Origin of the sequence: Micromonospora sp. C51, from assembly GCF_018070435.1 — a bacterium.
Classification (GTDB): Bacteria; Actinomycetota; Actinomycetes; order Mycobacteriales; family Micromonosporaceae; genus Micromonospora; species Micromonospora sediminimaris.
The window spans coordinates 1-26,396 of sequence record NZ_JAGPXQ010000052.1 but is presented as its reverse complement, the minus strand read 5'-3'; the positions used below and the strand labels follow the sequence as shown (position 1 = coordinate 26,396).

General features: G+C 71.8%; 23 protein-coding genes. 10 read left to right on the top strand and 13 right to left on the bottom strand.

Annotated elements, in window-relative coordinates; all coding sequences use genetic code 11:
* Nucleotides 1-9 precede the first annotated feature (9 nt).
* Together KBX50_RS29380 and KBX50_RS29375 are read right to left on the bottom strand one after the other, a co-directional pair.
* Nucleotides 10-1,026 carry a 1-acyl-sn-glycerol-3-phosphate acyltransferase gene (locus KBX50_RS29380; RefSeq protein ID WP_210941116.1) on the bottom strand — a complete coding sequence of 339 codons (1,017 nt, stop codon included), beginning with the start codon at nucleotides 1,024-1,026 and terminating at the stop codon, nucleotides 10-12.
* Complete coding sequence (locus KBX50_RS29375) at nucleotides 1,026-1,856, bottom strand: patatin-like phospholipase family protein (RefSeq protein WP_210941115.1); 831 nt, start codon at nucleotides 1,854-1,856, stop codon at nucleotides 1,026-1,028. The genes KBX50_RS29380 and KBX50_RS29375 overlap by 1 nt, the downstream gene beginning before the upstream one ends.
* 186 nt (nucleotides 1,857-2,042) lie before the next feature.
* Here KBX50_RS29375 and KBX50_RS29370 point away from each other — a divergent pair, with 186 nt between their 5' ends.
* Nucleotides 2,043-3,743, top strand: coding sequence for a serine/threonine-protein kinase (locus KBX50_RS29370; protein WP_210941114.1), 1,701 nt, complete (start codon nucleotides 2,043-2,045; stop codon nucleotides 3,741-3,743).
* A 10-nt stretch (nucleotides 3,744-3,753) separates the two neighbouring features.
* Here KBX50_RS29370 and KBX50_RS29365 read toward each other — a convergent pair whose 3' ends face one another.
* From KBX50_RS29365 to KBX50_RS29335, 7 genes are all read right to left on the bottom strand, one after another.
* Nucleotides 3,754-4,815, bottom strand: coding sequence for a glycosyltransferase family 4 protein (locus tag KBX50_RS29365; RefSeq protein WP_210941125.1), 1,062 nt, complete (start codon nucleotides 4,813-4,815; stop codon nucleotides 3,754-3,756).
* Between the two features lie 143 nt (nucleotides 4,816-4,958).
* Nucleotides 4,959-5,630: a BON domain-containing protein gene (locus KBX50_RS29360; RefSeq protein ID WP_210941113.1), complete on the bottom strand. Its 672-nt coding sequence runs from the start codon at nucleotides 5,628-5,630 to the stop codon at nucleotides 4,959-4,961.
* 176 nt (nucleotides 5,631-5,806) lie between these two features.
* Entirely contained in the window at nucleotides 5,807-7,363 is a 1,557-nt protein-coding gene (locus KBX50_RS29355; protein WP_210941112.1) for a trypsin-like peptidase domain-containing protein, read from the bottom strand.
* Between the two features lie 62 nt (nucleotides 7,364-7,425).
* Complete coding sequence (locus tag KBX50_RS29350; RefSeq protein WP_210941111.1) at nucleotides 7,426-8,979, bottom strand: HAMP domain-containing sensor histidine kinase; 1,554 nt, start codon at nucleotides 8,977-8,979, stop codon at nucleotides 7,426-7,428.
* Entirely contained in the window at nucleotides 8,976-9,677 is a 702-nt protein-coding gene (locus KBX50_RS29345) for a response regulator transcription factor (RefSeq protein WP_093405284.1), read from the bottom strand. The genes KBX50_RS29350 and KBX50_RS29345 overlap by 4 nt, the downstream gene beginning before the upstream one ends.
* Before the next feature lie 113 nt (nucleotides 9,678-9,790).
* Entirely contained in the window at nucleotides 9,791-10,756 is a 966-nt protein-coding gene (locus KBX50_RS29340; protein WP_210941110.1) for a 1-acyl-sn-glycerol-3-phosphate acyltransferase, read from the bottom strand.
* The gene (locus KBX50_RS29335; RefSeq protein WP_210941109.1) at nucleotides 10,753-11,517 is read right to left on the bottom strand and encodes a GNAT family N-acetyltransferase; all 765 of its coding nucleotides are present in this window, start codon (nucleotides 11,515-11,517) and stop codon (nucleotides 10,753-10,755) included. Before KBX50_RS29335 ends, KBX50_RS29340 begins: the two co-directional genes overlap by 4 nt.
* Before the next feature lie 165 nt (nucleotides 11,518-11,682).
* On the opposite strand from KBX50_RS29335, the gene KBX50_RS29330 reads away from it, so the two are divergent.
* The 7 genes from KBX50_RS29330 to KBX50_RS29300 all read left to right on the top strand — a co-directional run bounded on the left by KBX50_RS29330 (nucleotide 11,683) and on the right by KBX50_RS29300 (nucleotide 21,802).
* Nucleotides 11,683-12,330 carry a PaaI family thioesterase gene (locus KBX50_RS29330; RefSeq protein ID WP_210941108.1) on the top strand — a complete coding sequence of 216 codons (648 nt, stop codon included), beginning with the start codon at nucleotides 11,683-11,685 and terminating at the stop codon, nucleotides 12,328-12,330.
* A gap of 149 nt (nucleotides 12,331-12,479) precedes the next feature.
* Nucleotides 12,480-13,415, top strand: a complete 936-nt coding sequence (locus tag KBX50_RS29325; RefSeq protein WP_210941107.1) for an ABC transporter ATP-binding protein — start codon at nucleotides 12,480-12,482, stop codon at nucleotides 13,413-13,415.
* The gene (locus KBX50_RS29320; protein ID WP_210941106.1) at nucleotides 13,412-14,227 is read left to right on the top strand and encodes an ABC transporter permease; all 816 of its coding nucleotides are present in this window, start codon (nucleotides 13,412-13,414) and stop codon (nucleotides 14,225-14,227) included. Before KBX50_RS29325 ends, KBX50_RS29320 begins: the two co-directional genes overlap by 4 nt.
* A 273-nt stretch (nucleotides 14,228-14,500) precedes the next feature.
* Nucleotides 14,501-18,259: a multifunctional oxoglutarate decarboxylase/oxoglutarate dehydrogenase thiamine pyrophosphate-binding subunit/dihydrolipoyllysine-residue succinyltransferase subunit gene (locus KBX50_RS29315; protein ID WP_210941105.1), complete on the top strand. Its 3,759-nt coding sequence runs from the start codon at nucleotides 14,501-14,503 to the stop codon at nucleotides 18,257-18,259.
* An 87-nt stretch (nucleotides 18,260-18,346) separates the two neighbouring features.
* On the top strand, nucleotides 18,347-18,526 hold the full coding sequence (locus KBX50_RS29310; RefSeq protein ID WP_093405266.1) for a DUF6104 family protein: 180 nt from the start codon (nucleotides 18,347-18,349) through the stop codon (nucleotides 18,524-18,526).
* Between the two features lie 76 nt (nucleotides 18,527-18,602).
* A complete protein-coding gene (gene pta / locus KBX50_RS29305; RefSeq protein WP_210941104.1) occupies nucleotides 18,603-20,687 on the top strand; it encodes a phosphate acetyltransferase in 2,085 nt (694 codons plus the stop codon).
* Nucleotides 20,684-21,802, top strand: coding sequence for an acetate/propionate family kinase (locus KBX50_RS29300; protein WP_210941103.1), 1,119 nt, complete (start codon nucleotides 20,684-20,686; stop codon nucleotides 21,800-21,802). Before pta ends, KBX50_RS29300 begins: the two co-directional genes overlap by 4 nt.
* 11 nt (nucleotides 21,803-21,813) lie before the next feature.
* On the opposite strand, the gene KBX50_RS29295 is transcribed toward KBX50_RS29300, so the two are convergent.
* Nucleotides 21,814-21,981 (bottom strand): hypothetical protein, encoded by a 168-nt coding sequence (locus KBX50_RS29295; RefSeq protein WP_210941102.1) that lies wholly within the window; start codon nucleotides 21,979-21,981, stop codon nucleotides 21,814-21,816.
* A gap of 84 nt (nucleotides 21,982-22,065) precedes the next feature.
* Here KBX50_RS29295 and KBX50_RS29290 point away from each other — a divergent pair, with 84 nt between their 5' ends.
* Nucleotides 22,066-23,049: a chlorophyllase gene (locus KBX50_RS29290; protein WP_210941101.1), complete on the top strand. Its 984-nt coding sequence runs from the start codon at nucleotides 22,066-22,068 to the stop codon at nucleotides 23,047-23,049.
* 109 nt (nucleotides 23,050-23,158) lie between these two features.
* Here the strand turns inward: KBX50_RS29290 and KBX50_RS29285 are convergent, their stop codons facing one another.
* From KBX50_RS29285 to KBX50_RS29275, 3 genes are all read right to left on the bottom strand, one after another.
* Nucleotides 23,159-24,121 (bottom strand): zinc-binding dehydrogenase, encoded by a 963-nt coding sequence (locus KBX50_RS29285; RefSeq protein ID WP_210941100.1) that lies wholly within the window; start codon nucleotides 24,119-24,121, stop codon nucleotides 23,159-23,161.
* 65 nt (nucleotides 24,122-24,186) lie between these two features.
* Nucleotides 24,187-25,365, bottom strand: a complete 1,179-nt coding sequence (locus KBX50_RS29280; protein WP_210941099.1) for an NADP-dependent malic enzyme — start codon at nucleotides 25,363-25,365, stop codon at nucleotides 24,187-24,189.
* Between the two features lie 135 nt (nucleotides 25,366-25,500).
* The gene (locus tag KBX50_RS29275) at nucleotides 25,501-25,893 is read right to left on the bottom strand and encodes a S24/S26 family peptidase (protein WP_210941098.1); all 393 of its coding nucleotides are present in this window, start codon (nucleotides 25,891-25,893) and stop codon (nucleotides 25,501-25,503) included.
* Nucleotides 25,894-25,918: 25 nt separating this feature from the next.
* On the opposite strand from KBX50_RS29275, the gene sodN reads away from it, so the two are divergent.
* Nucleotides 25,919-26,323, top strand: coding sequence for a superoxide dismutase, Ni (gene sodN / locus KBX50_RS29270; protein WP_210941097.1), 405 nt, complete (start codon nucleotides 25,919-25,921; stop codon nucleotides 26,321-26,323).
* The last annotated feature ends 73 nt before the right edge of the window (nucleotides 26,324-26,396 follow it).

Genomic DNA, 26,396 nt, shown 5'->3' with positions numbered 1-26,396 from the left:
CTGCGCACCCTACGTCGCGTCGTCGCGGTTGGCCGCGATCCACTCGTCTATCCGACTCCACCATTCGTAGAGCCAGTCGATGCGCTCCTGCCGGCCGGTCGGCACCTCCTCGGGCGGCACCGACCAGAACCGCATCACCAGCCGCTTGTCCATCGGCAGCTCCCGCCACACGTCGGTCACGGTGAGCATGCGGTCCAGGCCGGTGTGGGCCACGAAGATCACCCCGGCGTCAGGTGCCGCGTCCAGTGCCGCCAGCAATCCGCCCGGCTGTGGGGCGAGCACGTGCCGCATCGCCTCCGCCTTCAGTGCCATCCGCTCATGCCCCCGGTCCCGCAACCGCGCGATGGCCCGCAGCCGGCGTTTCGGGGTGAAGTTGCTGCCCTCGGGGAAGATCACGAAGGCGTCGTCGTCGTCCAGGCCGGTGGCGAGATGCCCGACCTGCTCGGTCAGCGAGCCCCGGCCGTCGCGGCCTGGCGCGATGAACCGGCTCGGCAGCCGGTTGAGCAGCACGTCGATCGCCGGGTCCCACTGGAGGGTGTCCTTCAGGACGATCCGTGGTTCGCGCTGGAACCAGTTCACCAACGCGTGGATCAGGATGAACGAGTCCCCCGGACCGGCGTGCCGACACAGCACCAGTTCCGGCCGGCCCGGCAGCGCGGTGTCCGGGTCGGTGCCGACCACGTCGATGCGCAGCCGCAGCATCCACCGGGCCTGCCAGAAGAACACCCGCAGGAACCAGCCGGCCAGCACGTAGTGGGCCCGCTGGAAGGCCGGTGCGCGTACCCGCCAGCCGAACCCGGAGCCGACCCAGAGCCCGAAGAGGCTGAGCAGCGCCGCCGCGTCCCAGACCAGGTAGAAGCAGCCGAGCCAGAGCAGTCGCAACGGACGCAGGTGCCCCGGGACGAACGGGGACACGGCGAGGGCGAGCAGGGCCCACAGTGGCACCGTGGTCACCAGCAGGATCGCCAGCAGCACCACACCGGGTGCCAGCAGCAGTCGGCGCAGCCAACGCGGCGGTAGGGGCATCAACGTTCCAGGTTCGCCAGGTAGTGCCGGGAGGCCGAGTACGCCCGGCTGATCCGCCGGCCCACCGCCGCCATGTCCCGGTACGCCCACGGAGTGTCGTCACGCGGTTCCAGCCCGCCGGTCGGCAGGACGTGCACCTCCACCCCGTCGGGCAGGGCGGCCATCTCCCGGGCGAACCGGTGCCGGCGGGCGATCTCGAACGCGACCTGGGCGATCTCCCAGGGCCGCCGGGGCGGTGCCAGCGCCCGCTCGATCCGGCCCACCTGGAGTACGAAGATCCGGCCGGCGCCGGCCGCGACCGCCTCGCCGATCGGGATGGAGTTGACGATCCCGCCGTCCACATAGTGCTGGTCGCCGATGCGGGCCGGCGGCAGCAGCCCCGGCACCGAGGCGGAGGCGAGGACCGCCGGCACCACCGGTCCGCTGACGAACCAGTGCTCGGCGGCCCGCTCGATGTTTGCCGCGCAGCAGCGGAACGGAATCTTCAGATCGGCGAAGGTGGTCTCGGCGCCGAGTTCGTTCTCCAGCAGCTTCCGCAACGGGCGGGGCGAGTGCAGATGGGTACGGGCGGCGAAGCGCCGCAGTTGCCGGGCGACCGAGTCGCCGTACACCTCGCTGGCCTCCGGAGAGGCCCAGAGCCGTACCAGCCGGTCGGTCACCGCCTCGGACGGGTCGGCGGCCACCAGGGCGCCGTTGACCGCACCGATGGAGGTGCCGAGCACCAGGTCGGGCCGGATCCCGGCCCGGAACAGGGCGCGCAACATGCCTACCTCGACCGCGCCCAGGACGCCCCCGCCGCCGAGCACGAAAGCCACCGGTCCCCGCGCCATGCCGTTCATCCTGGCACGGCCGGTCCCGACGGTCCCGTCCCGTACGCCCCTGTGCCGGGGGACACCGCCGCGCGGCGACGCCGAACGGTCATCTCGACCCGGCCCGTGTCCATCGAGGCCCGTTGACAGGGGGGCAACATTCGCGCAACCTGATACCGCTCCCACATATGAGGGCAGGTGCGATCCGTGAAGCCAGCGCTGCAGCCCGGCCGGTTGCTGGCCACCAGGTACCGGCTGATCGACCAGATCGGCTCCGGCGGCATGTCGGTGATCTGGCGGGCCCACGACGAGGTACTCGACCGGGTGGTCGCCCTGAAGGTGCTCGCCCCGTCACTGGCCGCCGACGCCAGGTTCCGCGACATGGTCCGCGAGGAGGCCCGAGCCGCCGCACAGCTGGTCCACCCGAACGTCACCTCGGTGCACGACTACGGCGAGACGGTGTCGCCGGACGGCGCCATCACCTCGTTCGTGGTGATGGAGCTGCTCGCCGGTGAGGAACTGGAGTTCCGGCTCACCGAAGGCCCACTGCCGTGGCCGCAGGCGGTGGAGATCGGCGCCCAGGTCGCCGACGCGCTGGCCGCTGCCCACCGGCTCGGCATCGTGCACCGGGACATCACCACGGCCAACGTGATGATGACGCAGGTCGGTGCGAAGGTGCTCGACTTCGGCATAGCCACCCGGATCGGCGCCCCCGACGACGACGAGGACGGCGCCACCTTCGGCACCCCCGCGTACGTGGCGCCGGAACGGCTCGACGGTGCTCCGGCCCAACCGGCGACCGACGTCTACTCGCTCGGGGTGCTGCTGCACGAGACCCTGACCGGCCGGGTCCCGTACCCGGCGGACACCTGGGATGAACTCAGCGTCGCGCTCGCCGAGCGCCCACCGCCGTCGCTGGCCGGGGTGCCGGGGCTACCGGCCACGGTGGCCGAGATCTGTCTGCGTTGCCTGTCGCGGGATCCTGCCGACCGCCCCACCGCCCGGCAGGTGGCCACCGTGCTGCGGGACCAGATGCTGCCCGCCGATCCGCAGGCCAACACGATGCTCGCGCCCACCGTCACGCTGCCCGCGATGCGACGGACCGACGCCGCCCCGGTGCCTGCCTGGGTCCCGCCGCACGCCGGCCCCACCGCTTTGCAGCCCGCCCTCAACGGGGCCGTCTCCGGCGCGCTTGCGGGCGCCTCGATCGCCCCTTCCGGTGGCGTCGCCGACAGCGCCGCCGGACATCCGGATGGGCGCGACGCGCGGACCGGTACCGGAGTGGTCGACGATGCCGGCTCCGTACCGGTCTCCGGGGCCGACCCGGGGCGGGGACGGCGGCTGCCGCGTCCCGCACCGGTGACCGGGGACGACCCGCAGCAGGGGCGGCGACTTCGACGCCCGCTGCTCGTCACGGCGGCCGTGGTCACGCTGATCGCTGCGGCGCTGGCGGTGCCGGCACTGCTGCCGGACGACGACGCCGGACCGCCCGCCGTGCTACCCACGACCGGGCCGACGGCGACGTCCGAGCCGGCCCCGCCCGACGTCACCGCCAGCGTGCCGCCGACCCCCGCCCCGTCGAGCACCTCGTCCACGCCAGCGGCGACGACCGGCGCGTCGAACCCACCACCGAGTGGCGACAGCCTCGTCGAGGCCGCGAACCGCTTGGACGAGGTGATCGGCGCGGGTCTCGCCGACGGTGGCATCCGCGACGACGTCGGCATCGACCTGCGCAACGAGCTGCGCAACCTCACCCGGGCGGTGACCGGTGGCGAGGGCGAGCTGGGGCCGGGCGTCGCCCGGCTCCGGGAGAAGGTCTCCATCCGACTGCGCGAGAACGGGTTGAGCCCGGCGTACGCACAGCAGTTGGACGCGGCGATCACCGCGCTCGGTGCCGCACAGGTCTGAGAACGACCGGTCAGGCCGGGGTGATCCGGGCCGGCTCACGTACCGCGGCACGCGGGGCCGCGGCGGCGAGGAAGCGGCGGTACACGTCCTCGTAGCCGACAGCCATCCGTTCCGTGGAGAAGGTCCGGGCCACGTGTGCCACGCAGTCCTTCGGGTCGAGGTCGGCGGCTTTGCGCAGCGCCGCCGGCAGTTCGTCCGGCCGTTGACAGATCAGCCCGCTCACCCCGGGACGGACAAGTTCCGGCACCGCTCCGCGGTTCAGTGCCACCACGGGTGTCCCGGTGGCCATCGCCTCCAGCATCACGATGCCGAACGGCTCCTCCCACTGAATCGGCATGACCAGGCAGCGCGCCTCGACCAACAGCCGCAGCACGGCCTTCCGGTCGGCGTCGAGCATCACCGTGACGTCCGGCCCGAGCATCGGCCGGATCACCTCGTCGTAGTAGCGCCGCTCGGCGGGCTCGTTGCACTTCCCGGCCAGCACCAGCGGCAGACCCGCCGCCCGGCAGGCGCGGATGGCCAGCTCCGGCCCCTTGTCGGGGCTGAACCGGGCGAGCCACAACACCGGCCCCTGACTGGGGGCGTCCTTGCGGGGAAAGTCGTCGAGGCTCATCGCGTTGTGCACGGTGCCGACCCAGGGCAGGTGCGGATTCAATGCCCGCTGGGTGTGTGAGATCGCCACCAGGCCCACCCCCCGGTCGGTGTTGCTGAGCACCGTGCCGTACTCGCCCACCGGGTTGCCGTGCACGGTTGCCACCGTGGGTACCTCCCGCCGGCCGGCCACCAACGGGCCGATCGTGCTGTGGTCGTGCACGATGTCGAAGTCGGCCGCACTGAGCAGATGGTTGACCCGGGCCAGGTGGGCCAGTTCGGGCAACGCCTCCCCGAGGCGGTCGAACTGCAACTCGTCGAGGGTGGCGAGAAAATCGGCGGCGGTGCCGTGCGCCGCACCGGCACCCATCAACGTCACCGCGTGCCCCCGGGCGACCAGGGCGTCGACCAGGCCGGCCACCACCTGTTCCAGTCCGCCGTAGCCGGGCGGCGGTACCGACAGCCAGGGCGGCACGACCATGGCGATCCGCAATCGCTGCTCAGGCGCAAGGTTGTCGGCCACGTGCCCTCCCCGTCGCTGTCCGGAGGCGTCGGCCCCGATCGGCTGCCGTGCTGGGATCGAGCGTCTTCCCGGTCCCGGCAGGGACAAACCGGGGCGCCGATTCAGCCACCCACCAGCAGTTGGTCCCGTACCATGCACACGCCCTCGGCCGACCACGCGATCCGCTCCGCCTGATCCCGCTCCCACCAGGACCGCACCACTCCGCTCAGGGTCACCGTGTCGCCGCGCACCTGGACGGTCACCCGTTCCGTGCCGATCCCCCGCAGCAGGGCCCGTTGCACGTCGGTGCGGACCCGGTCGCTGTCGGCCGGGGCGGCGGGCTGCACCTCGACCAGGTTGGTGACACCGCGTACGCCCCGCAGCCGGCACAACTCCCGCTCGGCGGTACGCCGCTGCCAACCGAACTCGACAGCACCGCGCAGCATCAGCCAACCGTCGGCGACGGTGAGGTCCAGCCGCTCGGCCGGCACGAAACTGTTCCACTCCAGCGCCCGGCTGGCCGCGATCGCCAGGTCGCCGTCGGTGATGTCGACCGGGCCGGTGGGGCGTACCTCGATGTCGTCGGCGACCGCCCGCACCCCGCGTACCCGTTGGGCCCCGCGCACCGCCGCCCACCGGCGGACGGCGCTGTCCACGCCGCCGGTGAGCGAAACCACCCCGTCGCGCACGCTCACCCCGATGTCGGTCGAGCGCACCTGCGCGTCCCAGGCGAGTTCATCGAGCACGTCGCGCTGGATCCGGTCGTCGCTGCGGGTCGCCGTCGTCGCGGTCATGACACCCCCATCCGGCTCAGGTCCTGTTCCCCCGAGGCTGCCCGCCGGCGGGGTGAGCCGGGCTCACCCGGTCGGGGTGAATCCGCGCGGAGACGGAGGAAGGGCGGCGGGTGCCATGGCCAACCCCCTTGGCCACGCCACCCGCCGCCCCGGAGGGAGGAAGCAGGTCCTGTCCGTTAGGACGCTTCGGCGAGCGTCACGGTTGCCGTCGCCTCGGCGCCGTTTCGCTGGTACGTCACCTCAACCTGGTCACCGACCTTGCCGGCCTGGACAGCGGCCACCAGGTCGTTGGAGTCATTGATCACCTTGTCGCCGAACCGGGTGATCACGTCACCCTGTTGCAGCCCGGCCCGTTCGGCGGCGCTGCCCGGGTTCACCGCGCCGATCAGCGCGCCGCCGTCGGGCGCCGCGTTGACGCTGACCCCCAGCGACGGGTGACTGACCTTCTCGCCACGCTGGAGCTTCTCCGCGACGTCCTTGGCCTTGTTGCTCGGGATGGCGAAGCCCACGCCGATGTTTCCGGTGCTGCCCTGCCCCGCGGTGGCGATCGCGGTGTTGATGCCGATCACCTCGCCGCGGGTGTTGACAAGTGCGCCACCTGAGTTGCCCGGGTTGATCGGGGCGTCGGTCTGCAACAGCCCCGAGATCGAGCTGACCGCCTGACCCGGGAGTTGCTGGCCGCCACCGGCCTGGATGGTGCGGTCCCGGGCGCTGAGGATCCCCGCGGTGACCGAGCCCTGCAGGCCGAGCGGGCTGCCGAGGGCGAGCACCTGGTCACCGACCTGCATGGCGTCACTGTCGCCGAGGGTGGCCGGTTGGAGGTCGGTCAGCCCGTTCGCCTTCAGCACCGCGAGGTCGGTCTTCGGGTCGGTGCCGACGACCTCGGCCTGGGTGCTGGTGCCGTCCGCGAAGAAGACCCGGACCGTGTCGCCGCCCCCGGCGATCACGTGGTTGTTGGTCAACACGTAGCCGTCGGCGCTGAGCACCACGCCGGAGCCCTCACCACTGCCGGTGCTGATGGACACGACGCTGTCCTGCACCGACGCGGCGATGCGCGGCAGGTCGGCGCCGTCGATCACGGGCGCGGCGCTGTAGGTGCGGGTGATCCCGCCGCCGTCGCTCAGCGCCAGGGTGAGCGCCCCACCGGCGACGCCGCTGCCCAACATCAGGGCGAACACCGCCACGCCGGCTCCGGCAAGCTTGGCGATCTTGCCGAGGCGGGGGCCGCTGGACGGAGTGGGTGCCCACGGGGCCAGCTGCCCCGGGTAACCACCCGGAGTTCCGGGCTGCCCCGGGTTCCCGCCCGGCGTACCGGCGGCCTGCCCGGGATACCCGGACTGGGCGGCGCCGGGCCCGGGCGGCTGGGCGCCGCTCCAGGCGGGCTGGCCGGGATACCACGGGTTTGCGGGGTAGCGGGCGCCCGGCTGGTACGGATGCTGCTGGTGGTGGTGGCCGCCGGTCGGCGCCCAACTGGGCTGACCGGAGACCGGCTGTGCCGCCGGGGTCGAGCCGGCGGGGGCCGGGGCCGGCTGGCTCGGCGCGGCGTCCGGGCCGGCCAACGACGGGTCGACGGCCCGGACCGGTACGGTCGGCGCCTCGACCGTCGGCTCGGCGTCGGGACGGGCTGGGGACGGGGAGTCGGACCGCGCGTACTCGGCGCGGGACAGCTCGGGATGCGACGGCTCGGCGTCGGTAGGGGCCGGCCGGCGCGGGTCGGACTCGTACTCGGTCATGCCCCTACCTTCTCCCATCGCTCTGCGTCCCGCCTTGGGCTGAACTGAGGATTGGCTGAAAATCACTCTTCATCGATGTCGGTGGCCGGTGCGAGCGGCAGCCGTACCCGGAAGGTTGCACCGCCACCCGGCGTCTCGGTCACCTCGACCGTGCCCTGGTGCACGGTCACCAGCGCGGCCACGATGGCGAGGCCGAGACCGGTGCCGGTGTTGCCGTCGGTCCGGCGGGTGCGCGAGGCGTCCACCCGGTAGAAGCGCTCGAAGACCCGCTCCGCCTGCTCGGCGGTGAGCCCCGGCCCGGTGTCGGCCACCTCGATCACCGCCAGGTTGCCGGGCTCGGCGCGCAGCCGCAACGTCACCGCCGCACCGGGCGGGGTGTGCCGCACCGCGTTGGTCATCAGGTTGCCGATCACCTGCCGCAGCCGGGCGTCGTCGCCGCGTACCACAAGCGGCCCGGAGCCGGGCTCGATCTCCAGCTCGATCCGCCGGTCCGGTGCCATCGCCCGGGCCGCCGCCACCGCGTCGGCGGCCAGCACCGGCAGCTCCACCGGGGCGAGCGAGAGCGGTCGTTCGCGATCCAGCCGAGCCAGCAGCAGCAGGTCCTCCACCAGCAGACCCATCCGGGCCGCCTCGTCCTCGATGCGGCGAAGCAGGTCAGAGGTCTGTTCCGGGGCGCGGGCCGCACCCTGGCGGTACAGCTCGGCAAAGCCCCGGATGGTGGTCAGCGGGGTACGCAGCTCATGTGAGGCGTCCGCCACGAACTGGCGCATCCGTTCCTCGGAGCGGCGGGCCCGGGCTTCGGAGGCTCGGGCCCCCTCGGCGGCCTCCCGGGCGGCCACCTCGGCGGCCCGGGCGGCGGACTCCGACGCTGCCCGGGCGGTGAAGGCCATCTCGATCTGACTGAGCATCGCGTTCAACGCCCGGGAGAGCCGCCCCAGCTCCGAGGTCGGGCAGGGCTGACCGTCCTCCGGGTCGGGCACCCGTCGGCTCAGGTCCCCGCCGGCGATGGCGGCGGCGGTACGTTCGATCTCCACCAGCGGCTTGAGGCTGGTCCGGACGATCGCCGCCCCGATCGAGGCGAGCAGCACCAGTACCGCCCCACCGACCAGCAGGTCGATCCAGATGAGCCGTTTGACCGCCTGATCCACGTCGGTCAGGTGCTGCGCGATCGCCGTCCACTGACCGTTGGGCAGCTCGGTGTACAGCACCCGCCAGCGCATGTCACTGGCCCGGGCCCGGGCGGGGAAGGGCTTCCCCGCCGCCTGCTCGAAGCCGGCGGCGTTCTCCGGCCAGGGCGGTAGGTCGTTGACGTCGAACCGCTTGGTGTCGAAGTAGACCCAGGAGACCTCGCCGGTCCGGCTGTCGGTGAAGACCACCAGGTAGTCGGTGGGCAGGTCGGTGCCGAACCGCTCGGCGCCGGCCACCGCTTCGAGGTTGTTGGCCGAGGTCGTCAGTTCCGCGTCCACCTGGTCGACCAGGTAGCTGCGGAGGAAGATCGTGGTCAGCGAGGCGATCACCAGCAACGCGGCGGCGACCAGGGTCAGCACGGCCGCGACCAGCTTGACCCGCAGCGGTACCGCGCGGAGCCGGAGCTTGCCCTGCTGGAGGGCGTTCACGCCGCCGGCTTGCGCAGGACGTACCCGACGCCACGCAGGGTGTGGATCAGCCGGGGATCGGTCGTGTCGACCTTGCGACGCAGGTACGAGATGTACGACTCGACGATGTTGTCGTCGCCCCGGAAGTCGTAGTTCCACACGTGGTCGAGGATCTGCGCCTTGGACAGCACCCGGTTGGCGTTGAGCATCAGGTAGCGCAGCAGTTTGAACTCGGTAGGCGAGAGCTGCACCCGCTGACCGGCCCGGTACACCTCGTGGGTCTCCTCGTCCAACTCCAGGTCCGCGAAGGTGAGCCGGGCGGGTGCCTGATCGCCGGTGCTGGTGCGGCGCAGCACCGCGCGGATCCGGGCGGTCAGCTCCTCCAGGCTGAACGGCTTGGTCACGTAGTCGTCGCCGCCCAGGGTGAGCCCACGGATCTTGTCGTCGGTGGCGTCACGGGCGGTGAGGAAGACCACCGGGGTGCGGGTACCGCCCTCGCGCATCATCCGGATCACCTCGAACCCGTCGAGGTCCGGCAGCATCACGTCGAGCACCACGAGGTCGGGACGATGATCCCGAGCCGCGCTCAACGCGGCGCTGCCGCTGGTGGCGGTGGCCACGTCGAATCCCGCAAAGCGCAGGCTCGCGGAAAGCAGTTCGAGGATGTTGGGATCGTCCTCGACGACGAGCAGTCGCGCCTCGGTCTGGGTAGCGGCCATGCCGCCCATCATCCGCGCAGACACTGCGCCTCTGCTGGGCGGATCCTGGAAAAAACCTGTGAGCGACAGGATCGGCCCGCTGCTCAAGCCACCGGGTCACCCGGCACCGACGGTCAGGCGGCCAGCGGCAGCTCCCGCTCGCCCGCCACCCCGGCAGGGGATGCCGCGGCCGGAGACCGGGTCGGTACCGGCAGCACGGTCGCTGCGGGCGGCGCCGGCTGCCCAGGCACGGCAACCACCGGCCTCGGCTGCGCGACCGGCGTCGACGGTACGAGATGCACCGCCGACTCGGCGACCCGAGCCAGCGCCCGCCGGTCGGTGGACCGTCCCGGATGCAGCGGCGCGGCGATGTCGACGCAGACCGTCAGGCTCCGGACGGCCAGCATTCGCCGCACCGACCGCAGCAGGGTCTCGTCGCCCACGAAGGCCGGTGCCGTGGTGGTCGCACCGGTCACCCCGCAGCGGTAGCCGATCCGCAGTGGCACGACGGGCGCTCCGGCGTCGATCGCGGCCTGGAACATCGCCGGCCGGAAACCGGTCGGCGGGCGGCAGCCGGCTGCCGCACCGCACCAGGTGGTGCCCTCCGGGAACACCGCGACCGAGCGGCCCGCCCGCAGCGCCGAGGCGACCCGGCCCACCGTCACGGGCAGCGCCCGAGGGCGGGAACGGTCCACGAAGACGGTGCCGCCCGCGCGGGCGAGCAGGCCGATCAGCGGCCACCGCCGTACCTCCTGCTTGGCCACCAGCCGGGCGGGCGCGACCGCGAGCAGCGCCAGGACGTCCCACCAGGAGACGTGGTTGGCGACCAGCAGGGCCCGCCGCCGAGGCAGCCGACCGCGCACTTCGAGGCGTACGCCGCAGGCGCGGGCGGTGGATCGGGCCCAACCGCGCAGCGCGGCCTGACGTTCCCGGGTCGGCAGCGCCGGAAGCAGGACCGCCAGCCCGATGCCGAGCCCGAGCATGCCGAGCAGGCCGGCGGCGCGACCCAGTAGCCGGACCCCCGAGACGGCGGGAGCATCGCCGGGGCCGGGCAGGCAGTCCGGACCGCAGCCGGAACTGGGACGCCACAGCGGGTTCACGGCTGCCCGCCGAGGAAGTGCCGCAGGTAACGCGGGTTGATCCGATCCATGGAGAGCAGGACGTAGAAGTCGGCCACTCCGAAGTCCGGGTCGTACGCCGGCTCACCGCAGACCTGGGCGCCGAGCCGCAGGTACCCGCGCAGCAGCGGCGGGACCAGCCGGGCCGATCCGGCGACGGTCTCGGTCGGCGCGCCCGGTTCGGCGAACCAGGGTCGCAGCGGCCGGACCCGCAGCGGCGGCGGTGACAGGTGCTTCGCCCGCGCCTGGGCCCAGACCTCGGCGGCCGCACGGCCACCGTCGGCCACCGGCACGGAAGCGCACCCGCCGAGCCAGCGCAGCCCGCGCAGGTGCAGATAGCGGGCGATGCCCGCCCACATCAAGTTGATCACCGCTCCGCTGCGGTGCGCGGGGTGCACGCACGAGCGGCCGGCCTCGACCAGCTGGGTACGCAACGGGTCGAGCGCGGTCAGGTCGAACTCGCCCTCGGCGTAGCGGCGGTTGGTGCGCCCCGGCGGGAGCAGCCGGTAGGTGCCGACCACCTCACCGCTGCTCTCCTGGCGCACCACCAGGTGGTCGCAGTAACTGTCGAAAACGTCGCGGTCGAGGCCGGCCGCGTCGGCAGACACGGTGGCGCCCAACTCGCCGGCGAACACCTGATGACGCAGGCGTTGCGCGGCCTCGACCTGGCTGGGGTTGTCGGCGATCGAGAGGGTGTAGCCGCTGGTCGTCAGTGCGACGCCCGCGGCTGGCAGAACGGCCATGCCCTCTGTGTAGCGCCCGGTCGGTTGCCGGCCATGGTGACCAGCGATGTCGATCCGGTGAACGCCGGTCGGCGACCGGTGGCCGACCCGCCACCGCGGCCGTCAGCGGAGGCGTGCGAGGCTGCCGGTGTCCCGGCGAGGAGGCCGGGCGGGCGGAGGGGCTTGATGATCATCGAGGGACGCTTCAACGGACCGCCCGGATCGGGCAACGGCGGTTGGAGCGCCGGGGTCTTCGCCGCCGCGTACGGCGGGGACGGTCCGGTCGAGGTGACCCTGCGCCGACCGCCGCCGCTGGACACCCCGCTGACGCTCGTGGACGCGCAGGTGCGCGACCCGGCCGGCGAGGTGATCGCACAGCTGCGCCCGGCGGGCGATCTCGGCGAGGTCGTCGCGCCGGTGGACCTGGCGACCGCCCGGGCCGCCTCGGCGGCGTACCCGGGGCTGGTGGAGCACCCGTTTCCCGGCTGCTACGTCTGTGGCCCGGAACGCGCCGACGGCCTGCGGATCTTTCCGGGTCGGCTACCGGACGGCCGGACGGCCGCGCCGGTGCGGGCGCCCCGGCAGGTCGTCCTCGCCACGGTCTGGGCGGCCCTGGACTGCCCCGGCGGCTGGGCGGTGATCGGCGCCGGCCGCCCGTACGTGCTCGGCCGGATCGCGGCCCGGATCGACGCGCTGCCCCGTCCGGGCGACGAGTGCGTGGTGACCGGTACGTTGATCGGCATCGAAGGCCGCAAGGCGTTCGTGCACACCAGCCTGTACGCGCCGGACGGCCAGCTACTCGGCCACGCCCGGGCAACCTGGATCGCCGTGTAGACACGCCTGTCCATCGGCTCGTACCTGGGGAGGAGACGACTCCTGCCTGAGGCGGAGCACGATTTCCCGAACGAGCCCGATTGAATTGTTTGACCATTAACGTCACGCTGTGCAACGGCGCACCCCGGCGCCGCCACGGGAGGAGAACGATGACCGACGGGCGACCAAGCCCCACCAACGACGCACAGATCGTGGTTTCCGGTCTGACCAAGCGGTACCGCAACGTGCTCGCGGTCAACAACCTGTCCTTCACGGTCGAACCGGGTCGGGTCACCGGCTTCCTCGGCCCGAACGGTGCGGGTAAGACCACCACCCTGCGCATGCTGCTGAATCTGGTCACCCCGACCGCCGGAGGAGCGACCATCGGTGGCCAGCGGTACCCCGATCTGACCGACCCGCTGCGGCACGTCGGCGCGGTCCTGGAGGCGTCCAGCGCGCACAAGGGCCGTACCGGCATCAACCACCTGCGGGTGATCTGCGCCGCCGCCGGGCTGCCGCGGGAGCGGGCCGACCAGGCGTTGGAGCTGGTCGGGCTGACGCCGGCCGCCAAGCGCAAGTTCAAGGGCTACTCGCTGGGCATGAAGCAGCGGCTCGGCATCGCCGCCGCGATGCTCGGCGACCCGCGGGTGCTGATCCTCGACGAGCCGGCCAACGGGCTGGACCCGGAGGGCATCCGGTGGATGCGCGGGTTCCTCAAGGGCCTGGCCACCGAGGGCCGCACGGTGCTCGTCTCCAGCCACCTGCTCTCCGAGATGCAGTTGCTGGCCGACGACGTGGTGATCATCGCGGCCGGGCAGCTGGTCCGGCAGGGGCCGGTGGAGCAGGTGATCGGGTCCATGGCGCAGGGCGTCCGGGTCCGGGTCCGCACTCCGCAGGCCGACGCGCTTACCGCCGCGCTCAAGGACGGGCCGGCCACGGTGGACAACGACGGGCAGGGCGCGCTCCTGATCGGCGGGGTCGACGCCCCGACGGTGGGCCGGGCGGCCCTGGCCGCCGGGGTGGAACTGCACGAGCTGACCACTGAACGACCCGACCTGGAACGCGTGTTCCTGGAGCTGACGGCCGGAAAGGCGGGCATCCGATGAGCAACCTTGTCCGCTCCGAACTCCTCAAGATCCGTACGACCAGCACCTGGTGGTGGCTGGCCATCGGGGCGTTCCTGTCGATCGCCATGGCCTTCGCCTTCAACGCGTGGCTGGCCAGCGAGACGCTCAGCGGCGGCGGGGAGGAGTTCGGCTACACCGGCGACGCCGCCTCCGCGCCCGCTCAGGCGGCGAACCTCTACACCTCGGGGCAGTACCTGGGGCTGATGTTCGTGATGCTCATCGGCATCCTCATGGTCACCAACGAGTTCTTCCACCAGACCGCGACCACGACGTTCCTGTCCACCCCGCGACGCACCTCGGTGATCGCCAGCAAGCTCATCGCGGCCAGCCTGCTCGGCTTCGCGTTCTGGCTGGTGACCACGATCATCGACCTCGCCGCCGGTGCGACGTTCCTGTCGCTTAACGACTACGGCACGCTGCTCGGCGAGTGGGAGGTGCAACGGGCCCTGCTGCTCAACCTGATGGCGTACGCGATCTGGACGGTGCTCGGCGTGGGCATCGGCACGCTGATCACCAACCAGTTGGGCGCGGTGATCACCGCCTCGGTGCTCTACCTGATCGGCACCCAGGTGGTGGGTCTGCTCTTCCTGCTGCTGGCCAACGTGCTGGACAACATGGCCGTGATCAAGTGGCAGGTGATCTGGCCGGCCGCCGCCTCCCAGGTGATGATCACGCCAGGCGAGAACGAGATGCTGCCCGCCTGGTGGGTCGGCGCGCTCGTGCTGGTGGGGTACGCCGTGGTCAGTGGCGTGGTCGGAATCCTCATCACCCGGCGCCGCGACATCTCCTGACACCCGGGCGGCCGACTCGGGTCGCCTCCGCCCCGACGGGCCCGGTGCACCGGTCGACAGCCGGCGCACCGGGCCCGTCGGCCATAGCAGCGATCAAGGGAATACGCAGCGCTTACCGAACTTCTGGCATCTTCTGTGAATCCGACCACGCGGCGGAGGCGGAAATGCCGCGGGGTTCACTACGGCGTAGCCTGGAACCGTCCTCTGCGTCCGTCCCGGCGCACGGGACACCGCGTGACACACAAACCCGCGTGAAAGAGGCGATTACCGGCCGTGTCGACCCAGCAGACTTCGCAGGAGAACCCACTGGCGGGTTTCGGCCCGAACGAGTGGATCGTCGAGGAGATGTACCAGCGCTATCTCGCCGATCCCGGCAGCGTCGACCCGGCCTGGCACGACTTCTTCGCCGACTACCGGCCCGGTCAGAGCACAGCGGGCACCGGTGACGGGCGGCCGGCCACCACCGCCGCGACCACGGACGCCACCCCGGCCAGGACCGAGCCGGCGCCGAAGAGCGAGCCGGCAGCGAAGACCGAGCCGGCGGGCAAGGCGGAACGCCGTACCACGGCGGCGACGTCGAAGCCGGCACCCGCCGCGTCGAAGCCCGCGCCCGCCGCGAAGCCGACCAAGGCCGAGCCGGCGAAGAGCCAGCCGACCCGGACCGCGCCCACCGCGAACGGGCCACAGACCACGCCGCTGCGCGGAGTAGCCGCCAAGATCGTCCAGAACATGGATGCGTCGCTGGCCGTACCGACCGCGACGAGCGTCCGAGCCGTGCCGGCGAAGCTCCTGGTCGACAACCGCATCGTGATCAACAATCACCTCGCCCGGGGCCGCGGCGGCAAGGTCAGCTTCACCCACCTGATCGGCTACGCCCTGGTGCGGGCGCTTGTCGCGCACCCCGAGATGAACAACTCCTTCGCCGAGGTCGACGGCAAGCCGGTGATGGTTCGCCCCGAGCACGTCAACCTGGGCATCGCCATCGACCTGACCAAGCCGGACGGCAGCCGCAACCTGGTGGTCCCCTCCATCAAGGCCTGCGAGCAGATGGACTTCCGGCAGTTCTGGCAGGCGTACGAGGACGTCGTCCGGCGCGCCCGGCGCAACGAGCTGACCATGGAGGACTACTCCGGCACCACGATCTCGCTGACCAACCCCGGCGGCATCGGCACGGTGCACTCCATGCCGCGACTGATGCAGGGCCAGAGCGCGATCATCGGGGTCGGTGCCATGGAGTACCCGGCGCCGTACCAGGGCATGAGCGAGGCCACCCTGGCCGAGCTGGCGGTCAGCAAGGTCATCACGCTGACCAGCACGTACGACCACCGGATCATCCAGGGCGCGCAGTCCGGCGAGTTCCTCAAGGTCATGCACGAGCTGATGCTCGGTGAGCACGGCTTCTACGACCAGATCTTCACCTCGCTGCGGATCCCGTACGAGCCGGTGCGCTGGATGCGCGACGTCGCGGTCGACAGCGAGGGGCAGATCAACAAGACCGCCCGGGTCCACGAGCTGATCCACTCCTACCGGGTGCGTGGCCACCTGATGGCCGACACCGACCCGCTGGAGTTCAAGATCCGCAAGCACCCGGATCTGGACGTCCTCCAGCACGGGCTGACCCTGTGGGATCTGGACCGCACCTTCCCGGTCAACGGCTTCGCCGGCCGGCAGCGGATGAAGCTGCGGGAGATCCTCGGCGTCCTGCGCGACTCGTACTGCCGCCGGGTCGGCATCGAGTACATGCACATCCAGGACCCGGCCGAGCGCCGCTGGATCCAGGAGCGGGTCGAGCGCAAGTACGAGAAGCCGCCGGCCGGCGAGCAGAAGCACGTGCTGAACCGGCTCAACGCGGCCGAGGCCTTCGAGACCTTCCTCCAGACCAAGTACGTCGGCCAGAAGCGCTTCTCGCTGGAGGGCGGCGAGTCGCTCATCCCGCTGCTCGGTGAGGTGCTGGAGGCCGCCGCCGAGGGCGACCTGGACGAGGTTGTCATCGGCATGGCCCACCGGGGTCGGCTCAACGTGCTGGCCAACATCGTCGGCAAGCCGTACGAGAAGATCTTCTCCGAGTTCGAGGGGCACCTGGACCCCCGCTCCACCCAGGGCTCCGGCGACGTGAAGTACCACCTGGGCCAGAACGGCAAGTTCACCACCCCGGACGGCGACCACGCGGTGAAGGTCTCGGTGGTGGCGAACCCGTCGCACCTGGAGGCCGTCGACCCGGTGCTGGAGGGGATCGTCCGGGCCAAGCAGGACCGCATCGACCTCAAGCTGGAGGGCTACACCGTGCTGCCGCTGGCGGTGCACGGCGACGCGGCCTTCGCCGGCCAGGGCGTGGTGGCCGAAACGCTAAACCTCTCCCAGCTGCGTGGTTACCGCACCGGCGGGACGGTGCACGTCGTGGTCAACAACCAGGTCGGCTTCACCACCGCCCCGGAGTACAGCCGCTCCAGCCTCTACAGCACCGACGTGGCCCGGATGATCCAGGCCCCCATCTTCCACGTGAACGGCGATGACCCGGAAGCCGTGGTCCGGGTCGCCCGGCTCGCCTTCGAGTACCGCCAGGCGTTCAACAAGGACGTCGTCATCGACCTGGTCTGCTACCGGCGGCGCGGGCACAACGAGGGCGACGACCCCTCGATGTCCAACCCCCAGATGTACCGGATCATCGACTCGAAGCGCTCGGTCCGCAAGCTCTACACCGAGGAGCTGATCGGGCGGGGTGACATCACCCTGGAAGACGCCGAAGAGCTGCTGCGCGACTACCAGGCACAGCTGGAGCGGGTCTTCAAGGCCACCCGCGACGCGGCCAGCACGCCGCGTCAGCTGAGCCGCCCGCCCCGGCAGGACGAGCCCGAGCCGCAGGTGGAGACGGCGACCGAGGCGTCGGTCATCAAGGCCATCGGTGAGGCACACGTCAACCTGCCTGACGGCTTCACCCCGCACAAGCGGATCCGGCAGCTGCTCGACCGGCGGGCCCGGATGGCCGTCGAGGGCAACATCGACTGGGGCTTCGGCGAGATCATCGCTTTCGGTGCGCTGCTGCACGACGGGGTCACCGTCCGGCTCGCCGGGCAGGACTCGCGTCGCGGCACCTTCGTGCAGCGGCACGCCTCGATCGTCGACGCGGAGACCGGCGACGACTACCTGCCGCTGCAGTCGCTCACCGCCGACGGCGAGCGCTCCCGGCTCTTCGTGCACGACTCGCTGTTGAGCGAGTACGCGGCGATGGGCTTCGAGTACGGCTACTCGGTGGAGAACCTCGATGCGCTGGTCTGCTGGGAGGCGCAGTTCGGTGACTTCGTCAACGGCTCCCAGTCGGTGATCGACGAGTTCATCTCCTCGGGCGAGGTGAAGTGGGGCCAGCGGTCCGCGGTGACCCTGCTGCTGCCGCACGGCCACGAGGGACAGGGGCCCGACCACACCTCCGGCCGCCCGGAGCGCTTCCTCCAGCTCTGCGCCGAGGACAACATGCGGGTGGCGAACCCGACCACCCCGGCGAACTACTTCCATCTGCTACGCCGCCAGGCCCTCTCGCCCAAGCGCAAGCCGCTTGTGGTGTTCACGCCGAAGTCGCTGCTGCGACACAAGCTCTGCGTCTCGTCGGTGGAGGACTTCACCACCGGCACCTTCTCCCCGGTGCTGGCCGACCCGGCGGCCGGCAACCCCGAGCGGGTCAAGCGGGTGCTGCTCTGCTCGGGCAAGGTCTACTACGACCTGTTCCAGGCCCGGCAGGAGCGCGGCATCAGCAACACGGCGATCATCCGACTGGAGCAGCTCTACCCGATGCCGGTGGAGGAGATCCGGGCCGCGCTCGCGCAGTTCCCGAACGCGGAGGACTTCGCCTGGGTACAGGAGGAGCCGGCCAACCAGGGTGCCTGGTCGTTCGTCGCGCTCAACCTGCTGGAGCACCTCGACGGTGTCCGGCTGCGCCGCATCTCCCGCCCGGCCGCCGCGGCGCCGGCCGTCGGCTCGGCGAAGATGCACGAGGTCGAGCAGAACGCGTTGATCGAGGCGGCACTTCCCCGCCCCTGACGAGAACTGACCCGGTCCCGTCCCGCCCTACGGTGGGGCGGGACCGGCCGGCTTCACCGGGGTTCCGGTGAGGAAGCGAGTAGGACCATGTACTTCACCGACCGGGGCATCGAGGAACTGGTCGAGCGGCGCGGCGACGAGCAGGTCAGCCTGGAGTGGCTGGCCGCCCGGCTGCGTGACTTCGTCGACGTGAACCCGGAGTTCGAGGTGCCGATCGAACGGTTCGCCACCTGGCTGGCCCGGCTCGACGACGAGGACGACGACTGATCACCAGGCCATCACCCCGGCCGGCCCGGGTGGGCGGGTCCGAGGACCCACGCGGGAACAACCCTGATCTTGTAGCGTGAGTGCCGTGGCCCGCAGCGTTTACCTGACCAGTGTCGGCTCGGGCGGGGGGAAGTCGACAATCGCCCTCGGCCTCGCCGAGTTGTTGTCCCGGCAGGTCGGCGGGATCGGCGTGTTCCGTCCGCTGGTCGCGCAGGATCGCCCCGATCCGATCCTCACCCTGCTCAGCGAGCGTTACCGGGTGGGGCTACCGGTGGCGGACCTGAACGGCACCACGTACGCCGAGGCCACCGCTTTGGTCGCCGACGGTCGTCGGGAGGAGTTGATCTCCCGGATCGTCGAGCGCTACCGGGACGTGGAGCGGCGGTTCGCGGCGATGGTCGTGGTCGGCAGCGACTTCGCCACCGCCGGTGACACCGCCGGTCCACGTGAGCTGGCCTTCAACGCCCGGCTGGCCACGGAGTTCGGCAGCGTCGTGGTACCGGTGGTGGACGGCTACGGGCAGCAGCCGGCGGCGATCGCCGCCGCCGCCCGGGGCGCGTACCACGACCTCGCGGACCTCGGCGCGACCGTGCTCGCGGTGCTGGCCAACCGGGTCCCCGGGGCGATGGCGCTGCCCCGGCTGCCGGTCCCCGCGTACGCCATCCCGGAGGTGCCGAGCGTCTCCGCGCCGACGGTGGCGGAGGTGGCGGGGGCGCTGGGCGCCACGCTGCTGGCCGGTGACGAGACCGCGCTCGCCCGCGACGTGCTCGACTACGTCGTCGGCGCGGCCCACGTGCCGACCCTGCTGGAGCACCTGACCGAGGGCGCGCTGCTGATCATGCCGGGTGACCGGGACGATCTGCTGGTGGCGGCGAGCGCCGCGCACGTCGCCGGTCAGGTGTCGCTGGCCGGGTTGGTGCTCACCCTCGGCGTGCCGCCCGATCCCCGGGCGATGCGTCTGGTGGAGGCGCTGAACGCCCGGCTCGCGGTGCTGTCGGTGACCAGTGACAGCTACCACACGGTGGCCGCGTCGAGCCGGATCGAGGGGCGGCCCAGCGCCGGGAACCCCCGAAAGGTGGAGGCCGCGCTCGGTGCCTTCGAGGCACATGTCGACACCGTCGAGCTGGCCGGCCGGCTACGGGTCAGCCGGTCCGCGCGGGTCACCCCGTTGATGTTCGAGTACGACCTGATCGACCGGGCCCGGACCCGGCGGCGGCACCTGGTGCTGCCGGAGGGGACCGAGGAGCGGATCCTGCGCGCCACCGAGATCCTGTTGCGCCGGGGAGTGGCCGATCTGACCCTGCTCGGCCGGCCGGAGGAGGTTGCCCGGCGGGCCCGGGAACTGGGGGTGGACATCGGCGAGGCCCGGGTGGTCGACCCGGCGAGCAGCCCGTGGCGCGACGAGTTCGCCGAGGCGTACGCGAAGTTGCGCGCGCACCGGGGGGTCACCGCCGAACTGGCGCACGACATCGTCGCCCAACCCAACTACTTCGGCACCATGATGGTGTGGGCGGGCCATGCCGACGGCATGGTCTCCGGTGCCACGCACACCACGGCGGCGACCATCCGGCCGGCCTTCGAGATCGTCAAGACCATGCCGGAGGTCTCCGTCGCCTCAAGCGTCTTCTTCATGCTGCTCGCCGACCGGGTGCTGGTCTACGGCGACTGCGCGGTCAACCGCGATCCGGATGCCGCCCAGCTCGCCGACATCGCCATCTCCTCGGCGGACACCGCGGCCCGGTTCGGCATCGAACCCCGGGTGGCGATGCTGTCCTACTCGACCGGGAGTTCGGGCGCGGGCGAGGACGTGGAGAAGGTCGCGGCGGCCACCGCGCTGGTCCGGAAACGCCGACCCGAACTGGCCGTCGAGGGCCCGATCCAGTACGACGCGGCCATCGACCCGGCCGTCGCCGCCACCAAGCTGCCCGGCAGCGCGGTCGCCGGCCGTGCGACGGTCTTCATCTTCCCGGACCTGAACACCGGCAACAACACGTACAAGGCGGTGCAGCGCTCCGCCGGAGCGGTGGCCGTCGGGCCGGTCATGCAGGGCCTGCGCCGGCCGGTCAACGATCTCTCCCGGGGGGCCACCGTGCCGGACATCGTCAACACCGTGGCGATCACCGCCATCCAGGCCGCCGCGCTCGCCGAGGTGCAGCCGTGAGCAAGGTGCTGGTGCTCAACAGCGGCTCATCGTCGATCAAGTACCGGCTGTACGACGGCGACCGTGTGCTGGACAAGGGCACCGTCGAGCGGATCGGTGAGCCCGGCGGTGGGCCGGGCGACCACACCAGCGCGATCCGGCAGATCCTGGACGGGCTGGACCTGGCCGGCCTCGCCGCCGTGGGGCACCGGGTGGTGCACGGCGGCCAGCGGTTCACCGCACCGACGCTCGTCGACGACGAGGTGCTGGCCGCCATCACCGACCTGGTGCCCCTGGCCCCGCTGCACAACCCGGCGAACCTCGCCGGCATCGAGGTGGCCCGCCAGGCCCTGCCCGAGGTGCCGCAGGTCGCTGTCTTCGACACCGCGTTCCACCACACGCTGCCCGACTCCGCCGCCACGTACGCGATCGACCGCGAGGTCGCGCAGCGGTACGGAATCCGGCGCTACGGCTTCCACGGCACCTCCCACGCGTACGTGTCCCGGCGCACGGCGGAACTGCTGGACCGCCGGTACGACGAGATCAACACGATCACGCTGCACCTGGGCAACGGCGCCAGCGCCTGTGCGGTGGCCGGCGGACGAAGCGTCGCCACCTCGATGGGCATGTCGCCGTTGGAGGGGCTGGTGATGGGCACCCGCAGTGGCGACCTCGATCCGACGATCGTGTTCCACCTGCGCCGCGAGGGCGGCCTGGGCGTCGACGAGATCGATGACCTGCTCAACCATCGCAGCGGCCTGCTCGGGCTGAGCGGGGTCAACGACATGCGCGAGCTGCTCGCCCAGCGGGCGGCCGGCGACCGGGCCGCAGCGCTCGCCTTCGACGTCTACTGCCGCCGGATAACCGGCTACGTGGGGGCGTACTACGCGCTGCTCGGCCGGGTGGACGCGGTCACCTTCACCGCCGGGGTCGGCGAGCACGCGGCACCGGTGCGCGCGGCGGCGCTGGCCGGGCTGGACCGGCTCGGCATCAGGGTCGACCCGGACCGCAACGCGGGCAGCGGCGACCGGCTCATCTCACCGGACGGCGCGGAGGTCGCCGTCTGCGTCATCGGTACCGACGAGGAGCGGGAGATCGCCCGCGCCGCCCGGGCCGTGGTCAGGGGCGGCAGCTGACACCAGCCCGGTCAGCCGAAGGCGAGCCAGGTGGCGAGGGCGAGCAGCACCGCGGCGACCACGGCCGCCCCGATGATCAGACCAGTACGCGACGCGGCCTCCGCCGGAGCGGTCTCCGGGTTGGCGAAGGCACGGAACGCCTCGGTGTTGCCGCTCGGGTCGGTGTAGTTCTCAGCCATGCCGGGAACCTTAGCGAAACCTGTCCAACCGGCGTGCCCGGTGCGCCCGTACGCGCCGCCGACGGTGCGGGCACAATCGGAGCCATGTCGCGTCGTGCCGCCTCCGCTCTGGCCGCCTCCGCTCTCCTCGCCAGCACCCTGGCGGGCTGTTCCACCGACCGTGAGCCCACCGAGCGGGCGGATGCCGCCACCCCGCAGGCCACTGTCTCCGTCGCGCCGTCGGTCTCCCCGGCGGTCCCTGCCGGCAGCGCCCCGGAGGGCACCTTCGCGCTCGGCGTACGGCAGCTGAAGCTGAACCGCGACGGCGACCGACCGCTGCCGGTGACCGTCTGGTACCCGGCGGCCGGCCGGGCCGGTGGGCAGCCGGCCAGCGGTGTCGACGCCGCGGACGGGCAGTTCCCAGTGATCATGTTCAGCCACGGCCTGGGCGGTCGTCCCGACGACTACGAGTCGCTGCTGACCAGGTGGGCCTCGGCCGGTTTCGTGGTGGCCGCGCCGACCTTCCCGAAGACCTCCCGTGGTGGCGGCGAGAACAACGTGCTCGATGTGCTCAACCAGCCGGCCGACGTGTCGTACGCGCTGACCCGGTTGCTCGCCCTCGACGCCCGGGACGGTGATCCGCTCCGCGGGCGGCTGGCCACCGACCGGGTGGCCGCCGCCGGCCACTCCGCGGGTGCGGTGACCACCATCGGGCTGTTCACCGCCGGCCGCGACGAGCGGCTGGCCGCGGGAATCGTCTTCGCCGGCACCGCCCTCGGGGTGGGCACCGCGTTCGCGGGTGCCGCCGCGCCGCAGCTGTTCGTGCACGGCCAGGCCGACGAGGTGGTGCAGTACGCCGCCGGCAAGGCCGTGTACGACAAGGTGCCGTGGCCGAAGGCGATGCTGAGCCTGCCCGACGGCGACCACGGCCGTGCCCTGCTGCGCAGCGAAGGGGCCGCGCTGCGGGTGGTCGCCGACACCACCACCGAGTTCCTGCGTTGGACGCTTTACGGCGACGCCGACGCGAAGGAGCGCATCCCCGCCGCCGCCGCCCGCGACGACGTCGCCACTCTCGACAACAACCTGTAACCCGCACACCGCCGGATCCACGCCGCACCATCGGGGATGTTGCTGCCTCAGCGGCCCGGCAGCCCGCACCACCAGGGAAAGTGCGCCATCCGGTCGGTCCGGGGACGGCTCAGGCGGTGTGGTCGACGACCACCTTGCCGAAGACGTCACCGGAGTGCAGCCGAGCGAAGGCGTCGCCGACGCGGCTGAACGGCACCACGCTGTCGATCACCGGCCGCACTTCCCGCTCGGCGCAGAACGTCAGCAGGGCGGCCAGTTCGTCAGGCGTGCCCATCGAGGTACCCAGGATCTCCAACTGCATGGCGAAGACCCGGCGCAGGTTGACCTTCGGCTCGTGGCCGGCGGTGGCGCCGGAGACCACGATCCGGGCGCCCAGGGCGGCCGACTTCAACGAGTGGTCGAAGGTCGCCGCACCGACCGTCTCGATCACCACGTCCACCCGTTCGGGCAGCCGCGCGCCCGGCTCCACGGCGGTCGCGCCCAACTCGGCGATGCGCTCGCGCTTGGCCGCGTCGCGGCTGGTCGCGTACACCCGCTTGCCCAGCGCGACGGCCAGCGCGACGGCCGCGGTGGCCACGCCACCCCCGGCGCCCTGGACCAGGACGGCGTCGGCGTCGGCGACCCGGCCCTTGGTGGTGAGCATCCGCCAGGCCGTCAGCCAGGCCGTCGGCAGGCACGCGGCGTCGGTCGCCGCCAGCCCCGCCGGCAGCGGCAGCAGGTTCGACCGGGGTACGGCCACCCGCTCCGCCAGCGTCCCGGGGAAGTGCTCCGAGAGGATGGACATTCCCCGCGGGTCGCCGGGCGTCGGTACGACGGGGTAGACGACCACCTCGTTACCGTCGGGGTCCACGCCGGCCGCGTCGCAGCCGAGGATCATCGGCAGTTGTTCGGCACGGAGCCCGACGCCGCGTAGTGACCACAGGTCGTGGTGGTTGAGCGAACTGGCCGTGACGCGCAGCGTCACCCAGTCGTCGTCGGGCAGGCTCGGCTCGGGCTGATCACCGACGGTGAGCGCGGCGAGCGGGTCGGCGTCGTCGAAACGGGAGGCGAAGGCGGCACGCATGATCCGCACCGTAACAAGCTGAGCGCCCGTTAAGAAGGGCCCTGTCCCGGCGTGAACAGGGCCCTTCGTGACACTCAGGCGCGCGCCACGCCGTCTCGGCGGGCCGCCTCGGCGACCGCGTCGGCCACCGCCGGTGCCACCCGTGGGTCGAGCGGCGAGGGCACGATGGCCTCGGGCGTGAGCGTCTCGGCCACCACCGAGGCGATCGCGTCGGCCGCGGCGACCTTCATGGCGTCGGTGATCCGGGTGGCTCGGGCGTCGAGTGCACCCCGGAAGACGCCCGGGAAGGCCAACACGTTGTTGATCTGATTCGGGTAGTCGCTGCGGCCGGTGGCGACCACCGCGACGTGTCGGGCCGCCACCTCCGGATCCACCTCCGGGGTGGGGTTGGCCAGCGCGAACACGATGCCGCCCGGGGCCATGCCGGCCACCGCCCGTTCGGGGATCCGGCCACCGGAGACCCCGATCAGCACGTCGGCGTCGCGCAGCGCCTCGGTGACGTCGCCCTGCCGGCCGTCGGCGTTGGTCAGCTCGGCGAGTTCAGCCTTCGTCCCGGTGAGGCCGGTGCGCTGCCGGGAGATGACGCCCTGGGAGTCGCAGACCACCACCCGCTCCGGGTCCACACCGCCGGCCACCAGCATCCTGGTCACCGCCACACCGGCCGCTCCCGCACCACTCACGGCCACCCGCAGATCGCCGAGCTTGCGGTTGAGTAGCGTCGCGGCGTTGCGCAACGCGGCCAGTACGACGATCGCGGTGCCGTGCTGGTCGTCGTGGAAGACGGGGATGTCCAGCGCCTCGTCGAGCCGCCGTTCCACCTCGAAGCACCGCGGTGCGCTGATGTCCTCCAGGTTGATGCCACCGAACGACGGCGCGAGCGCGGTGACCACCGCGACGATCTCGTCGACGTCCTGGGTGGCCAGACAGACCGGTACCGCGTCGACCCCGCCGAACTGCTTGAACAGCACGGCCTTGCCCTCCATCACCGGCAGCGCGGCGCTCGGGCCGATGTTGCCGAGACCGAGTACGGCCGAGCCGTCGGTGACGACCGCGACGGCGCGCGAGGCCCAGGTGTAGTCGTGGGCGAGGGACGCATCGGCGGCGATCGCCTCGCAGACCCGGGCCACCCCCGGGGTGTACGCGAGAGAGAGATCGTCCCGGCTGGTCAGCGGCACGGTCGAGACGACGGCCATCTTGCCGCCCCGGTGCAGTTGGAAGACGGGATCAGCAGGGTCCACGGTGGACGAAGACATGGTGACTCCAGAAAGATCGAGCAACTGGGCCGACCGGTCGGGCGCACGGTGAGGCGAGCGAGCGGCGGCGGTGCGGGGGGTCACCCGGGCACTTCCGAGCATAGTCAGGCCCAGGGGTCCAGTATGTGAGCAGGTTCATAACGGTCTTGGCGGCACCCGGCCGGGCCGGGGCCAGTACCGGGCCACCACCCGGCCCTGTACGTCCGCCACGCCGTAACTGCGGGAGTCGTCGGTGACCAGGCCGTTGTCACCGGACAGCCACCAGCCGCCATCGACCGGGCGGACGGCCCGTTTGACCACCAGCAGGTCCGGTCGAGTGCGGAAAACCGCAATCACCACGTCACCGGGCCGGGTGGTCCGGCCGCCCCGGCGCACCAGCACCGCGTCACCGTGACGCAGCGTGGGTGCCATGGAGGGTCCGGTCACCAGCACGGCCGACAGCGGCCACCGCAGCCGGGTGGCGGGCACGGGTTTCACCTCCAGCCCCCTCGGGGACCACCGTCCAGGAGTAGTGTCGTCTTGGATCATCGCAAACTTCCCATGGAGGATCCCGATGCGACTTCCACGCATCCTTGCGCCCCGCGTGAGCGCCAGCGCCCACTGCGACCTGCCCTGCGGCGTCTACGACCCCGCGCAGGCCCGCATCGAGGCCGAGTCGGTGAAAATGATCTGCGAGAAGTACCAGGCCAACACCGACCCGGAGTTCCGCACCAGGGCCATCCTGATCAAGGAGCAGCGGGCCGAGCTGGTCAAGCACCACCTCTGGGTGCTCTGGACCGACTACTTCAAGCCTCCGCACTTCGAGAAGTACCCGCACCTGCACCAGCTGTTCAACGAGGCCACCAAGCTGGCCGGTGCCGCCGGCGCCAAGGGCGCCACGGATCCGAGCAAGGCGGACGAGCTGCTTCAGAAGATCGACGAGATCTCCAAGATCTTCTGGGAGACCAAGCAGGCGTGAGGTAGCCCGCGTACGGCACCTGAACCTGGTTCATCGCGTCGGCGGTCGGCGTGTCCCGTCGTGGACGCGCCGA

Bases quoted from the DNA above. Each gene is read 5' to 3' on its own strand.
- KBX50_RS29380 (WP_210941116.1), bottom strand. From the start codon at position 1,026: ATGCCCCTACCGCCGCGTTGGCTGCGCCGACTGCTGCTGGCACCCGGT.
- KBX50_RS29375 (WP_210941115.1), bottom strand. From the start codon at position 1,856: ATGGCGCGGGGACCGGTGGCTTTCGTGCTCGGCGGCGGGGGCGTCCTG.
- KBX50_RS29365 (WP_210941125.1), bottom strand. From the start codon at position 4,815: ATGGTCGTGCCGCCCTGGCTGTCGGTACCGCCGCCCGGCTACGGCGGA.
- KBX50_RS29360 (WP_210941113.1), bottom strand. From the start codon at position 5,630: ATGACCGCGACGACGGCGACCCGCAGCGACGACCGGATCCAGCGCGAC.
- KBX50_RS29355 (WP_210941112.1), bottom strand. From the start codon at position 7,363: ATGACCGAGTACGAGTCCGACCCGCGCCGGCCGGCCCCTACCGACGCC.
- KBX50_RS29345 (WP_093405284.1), bottom strand. From the start codon at position 9,677: ATGGCCGCTACCCAGACCGAGGCGCGACTGCTCGTCGTCGAGGACGAT.
- KBX50_RS29335 (WP_210941109.1), bottom strand. From the start codon at position 11,517: ATGGCCGTTCTGCCAGCCGCGGGCGTCGCACTGACGACCAGCGGCTAC.
- KBX50_RS29330 (WP_210941108.1), top strand. From the start codon at position 11,683: ATGATCATCGAGGGACGCTTCAACGGACCGCCCGGATCGGGCAACGGC.
- KBX50_RS29325 (WP_210941107.1), top strand. From the start codon at position 12,480: ATGACCGACGGGCGACCAAGCCCCACCAACGACGCACAGATCGTGGTT.
- KBX50_RS29320 (WP_210941106.1), top strand. From the start codon at position 13,412: ATGAGCAACCTTGTCCGCTCCGAACTCCTCAAGATCCGTACGACCAGC.
- KBX50_RS29310 (WP_093405266.1), top strand. From the start codon at position 18,347: ATGTACTTCACCGACCGGGGCATCGAGGAACTGGTCGAGCGGCGCGGC.
- KBX50_RS29295 (WP_210941102.1), bottom strand. From the start codon at position 21,981: ATGGCTGAGAACTACACCGACCCGAGCGGCAACACCGAGGCGTTCCGT.
- KBX50_RS29290 (WP_210941101.1), top strand. From the start codon at position 22,066: ATGTCGCGTCGTGCCGCCTCCGCTCTGGCCGCCTCCGCTCTCCTCGCC.
- KBX50_RS29280 (WP_210941099.1), bottom strand. From the start codon at position 25,365: ATGTCTTCGTCCACCGTGGACCCTGCTGATCCCGTCTTCCAACTGCAC.
- KBX50_RS29275 (WP_210941098.1), bottom strand. From the start codon at position 25,893: ATGATCCAAGACGACACTACTCCTGGACGGTGGTCCCCGAGGGGGCTG.
- sodN (WP_210941097.1), top strand. From the start codon at position 25,919: ATGCGACTTCCACGCATCCTTGCGCCCCGCGTGAGCGCCAGCGCCCAC.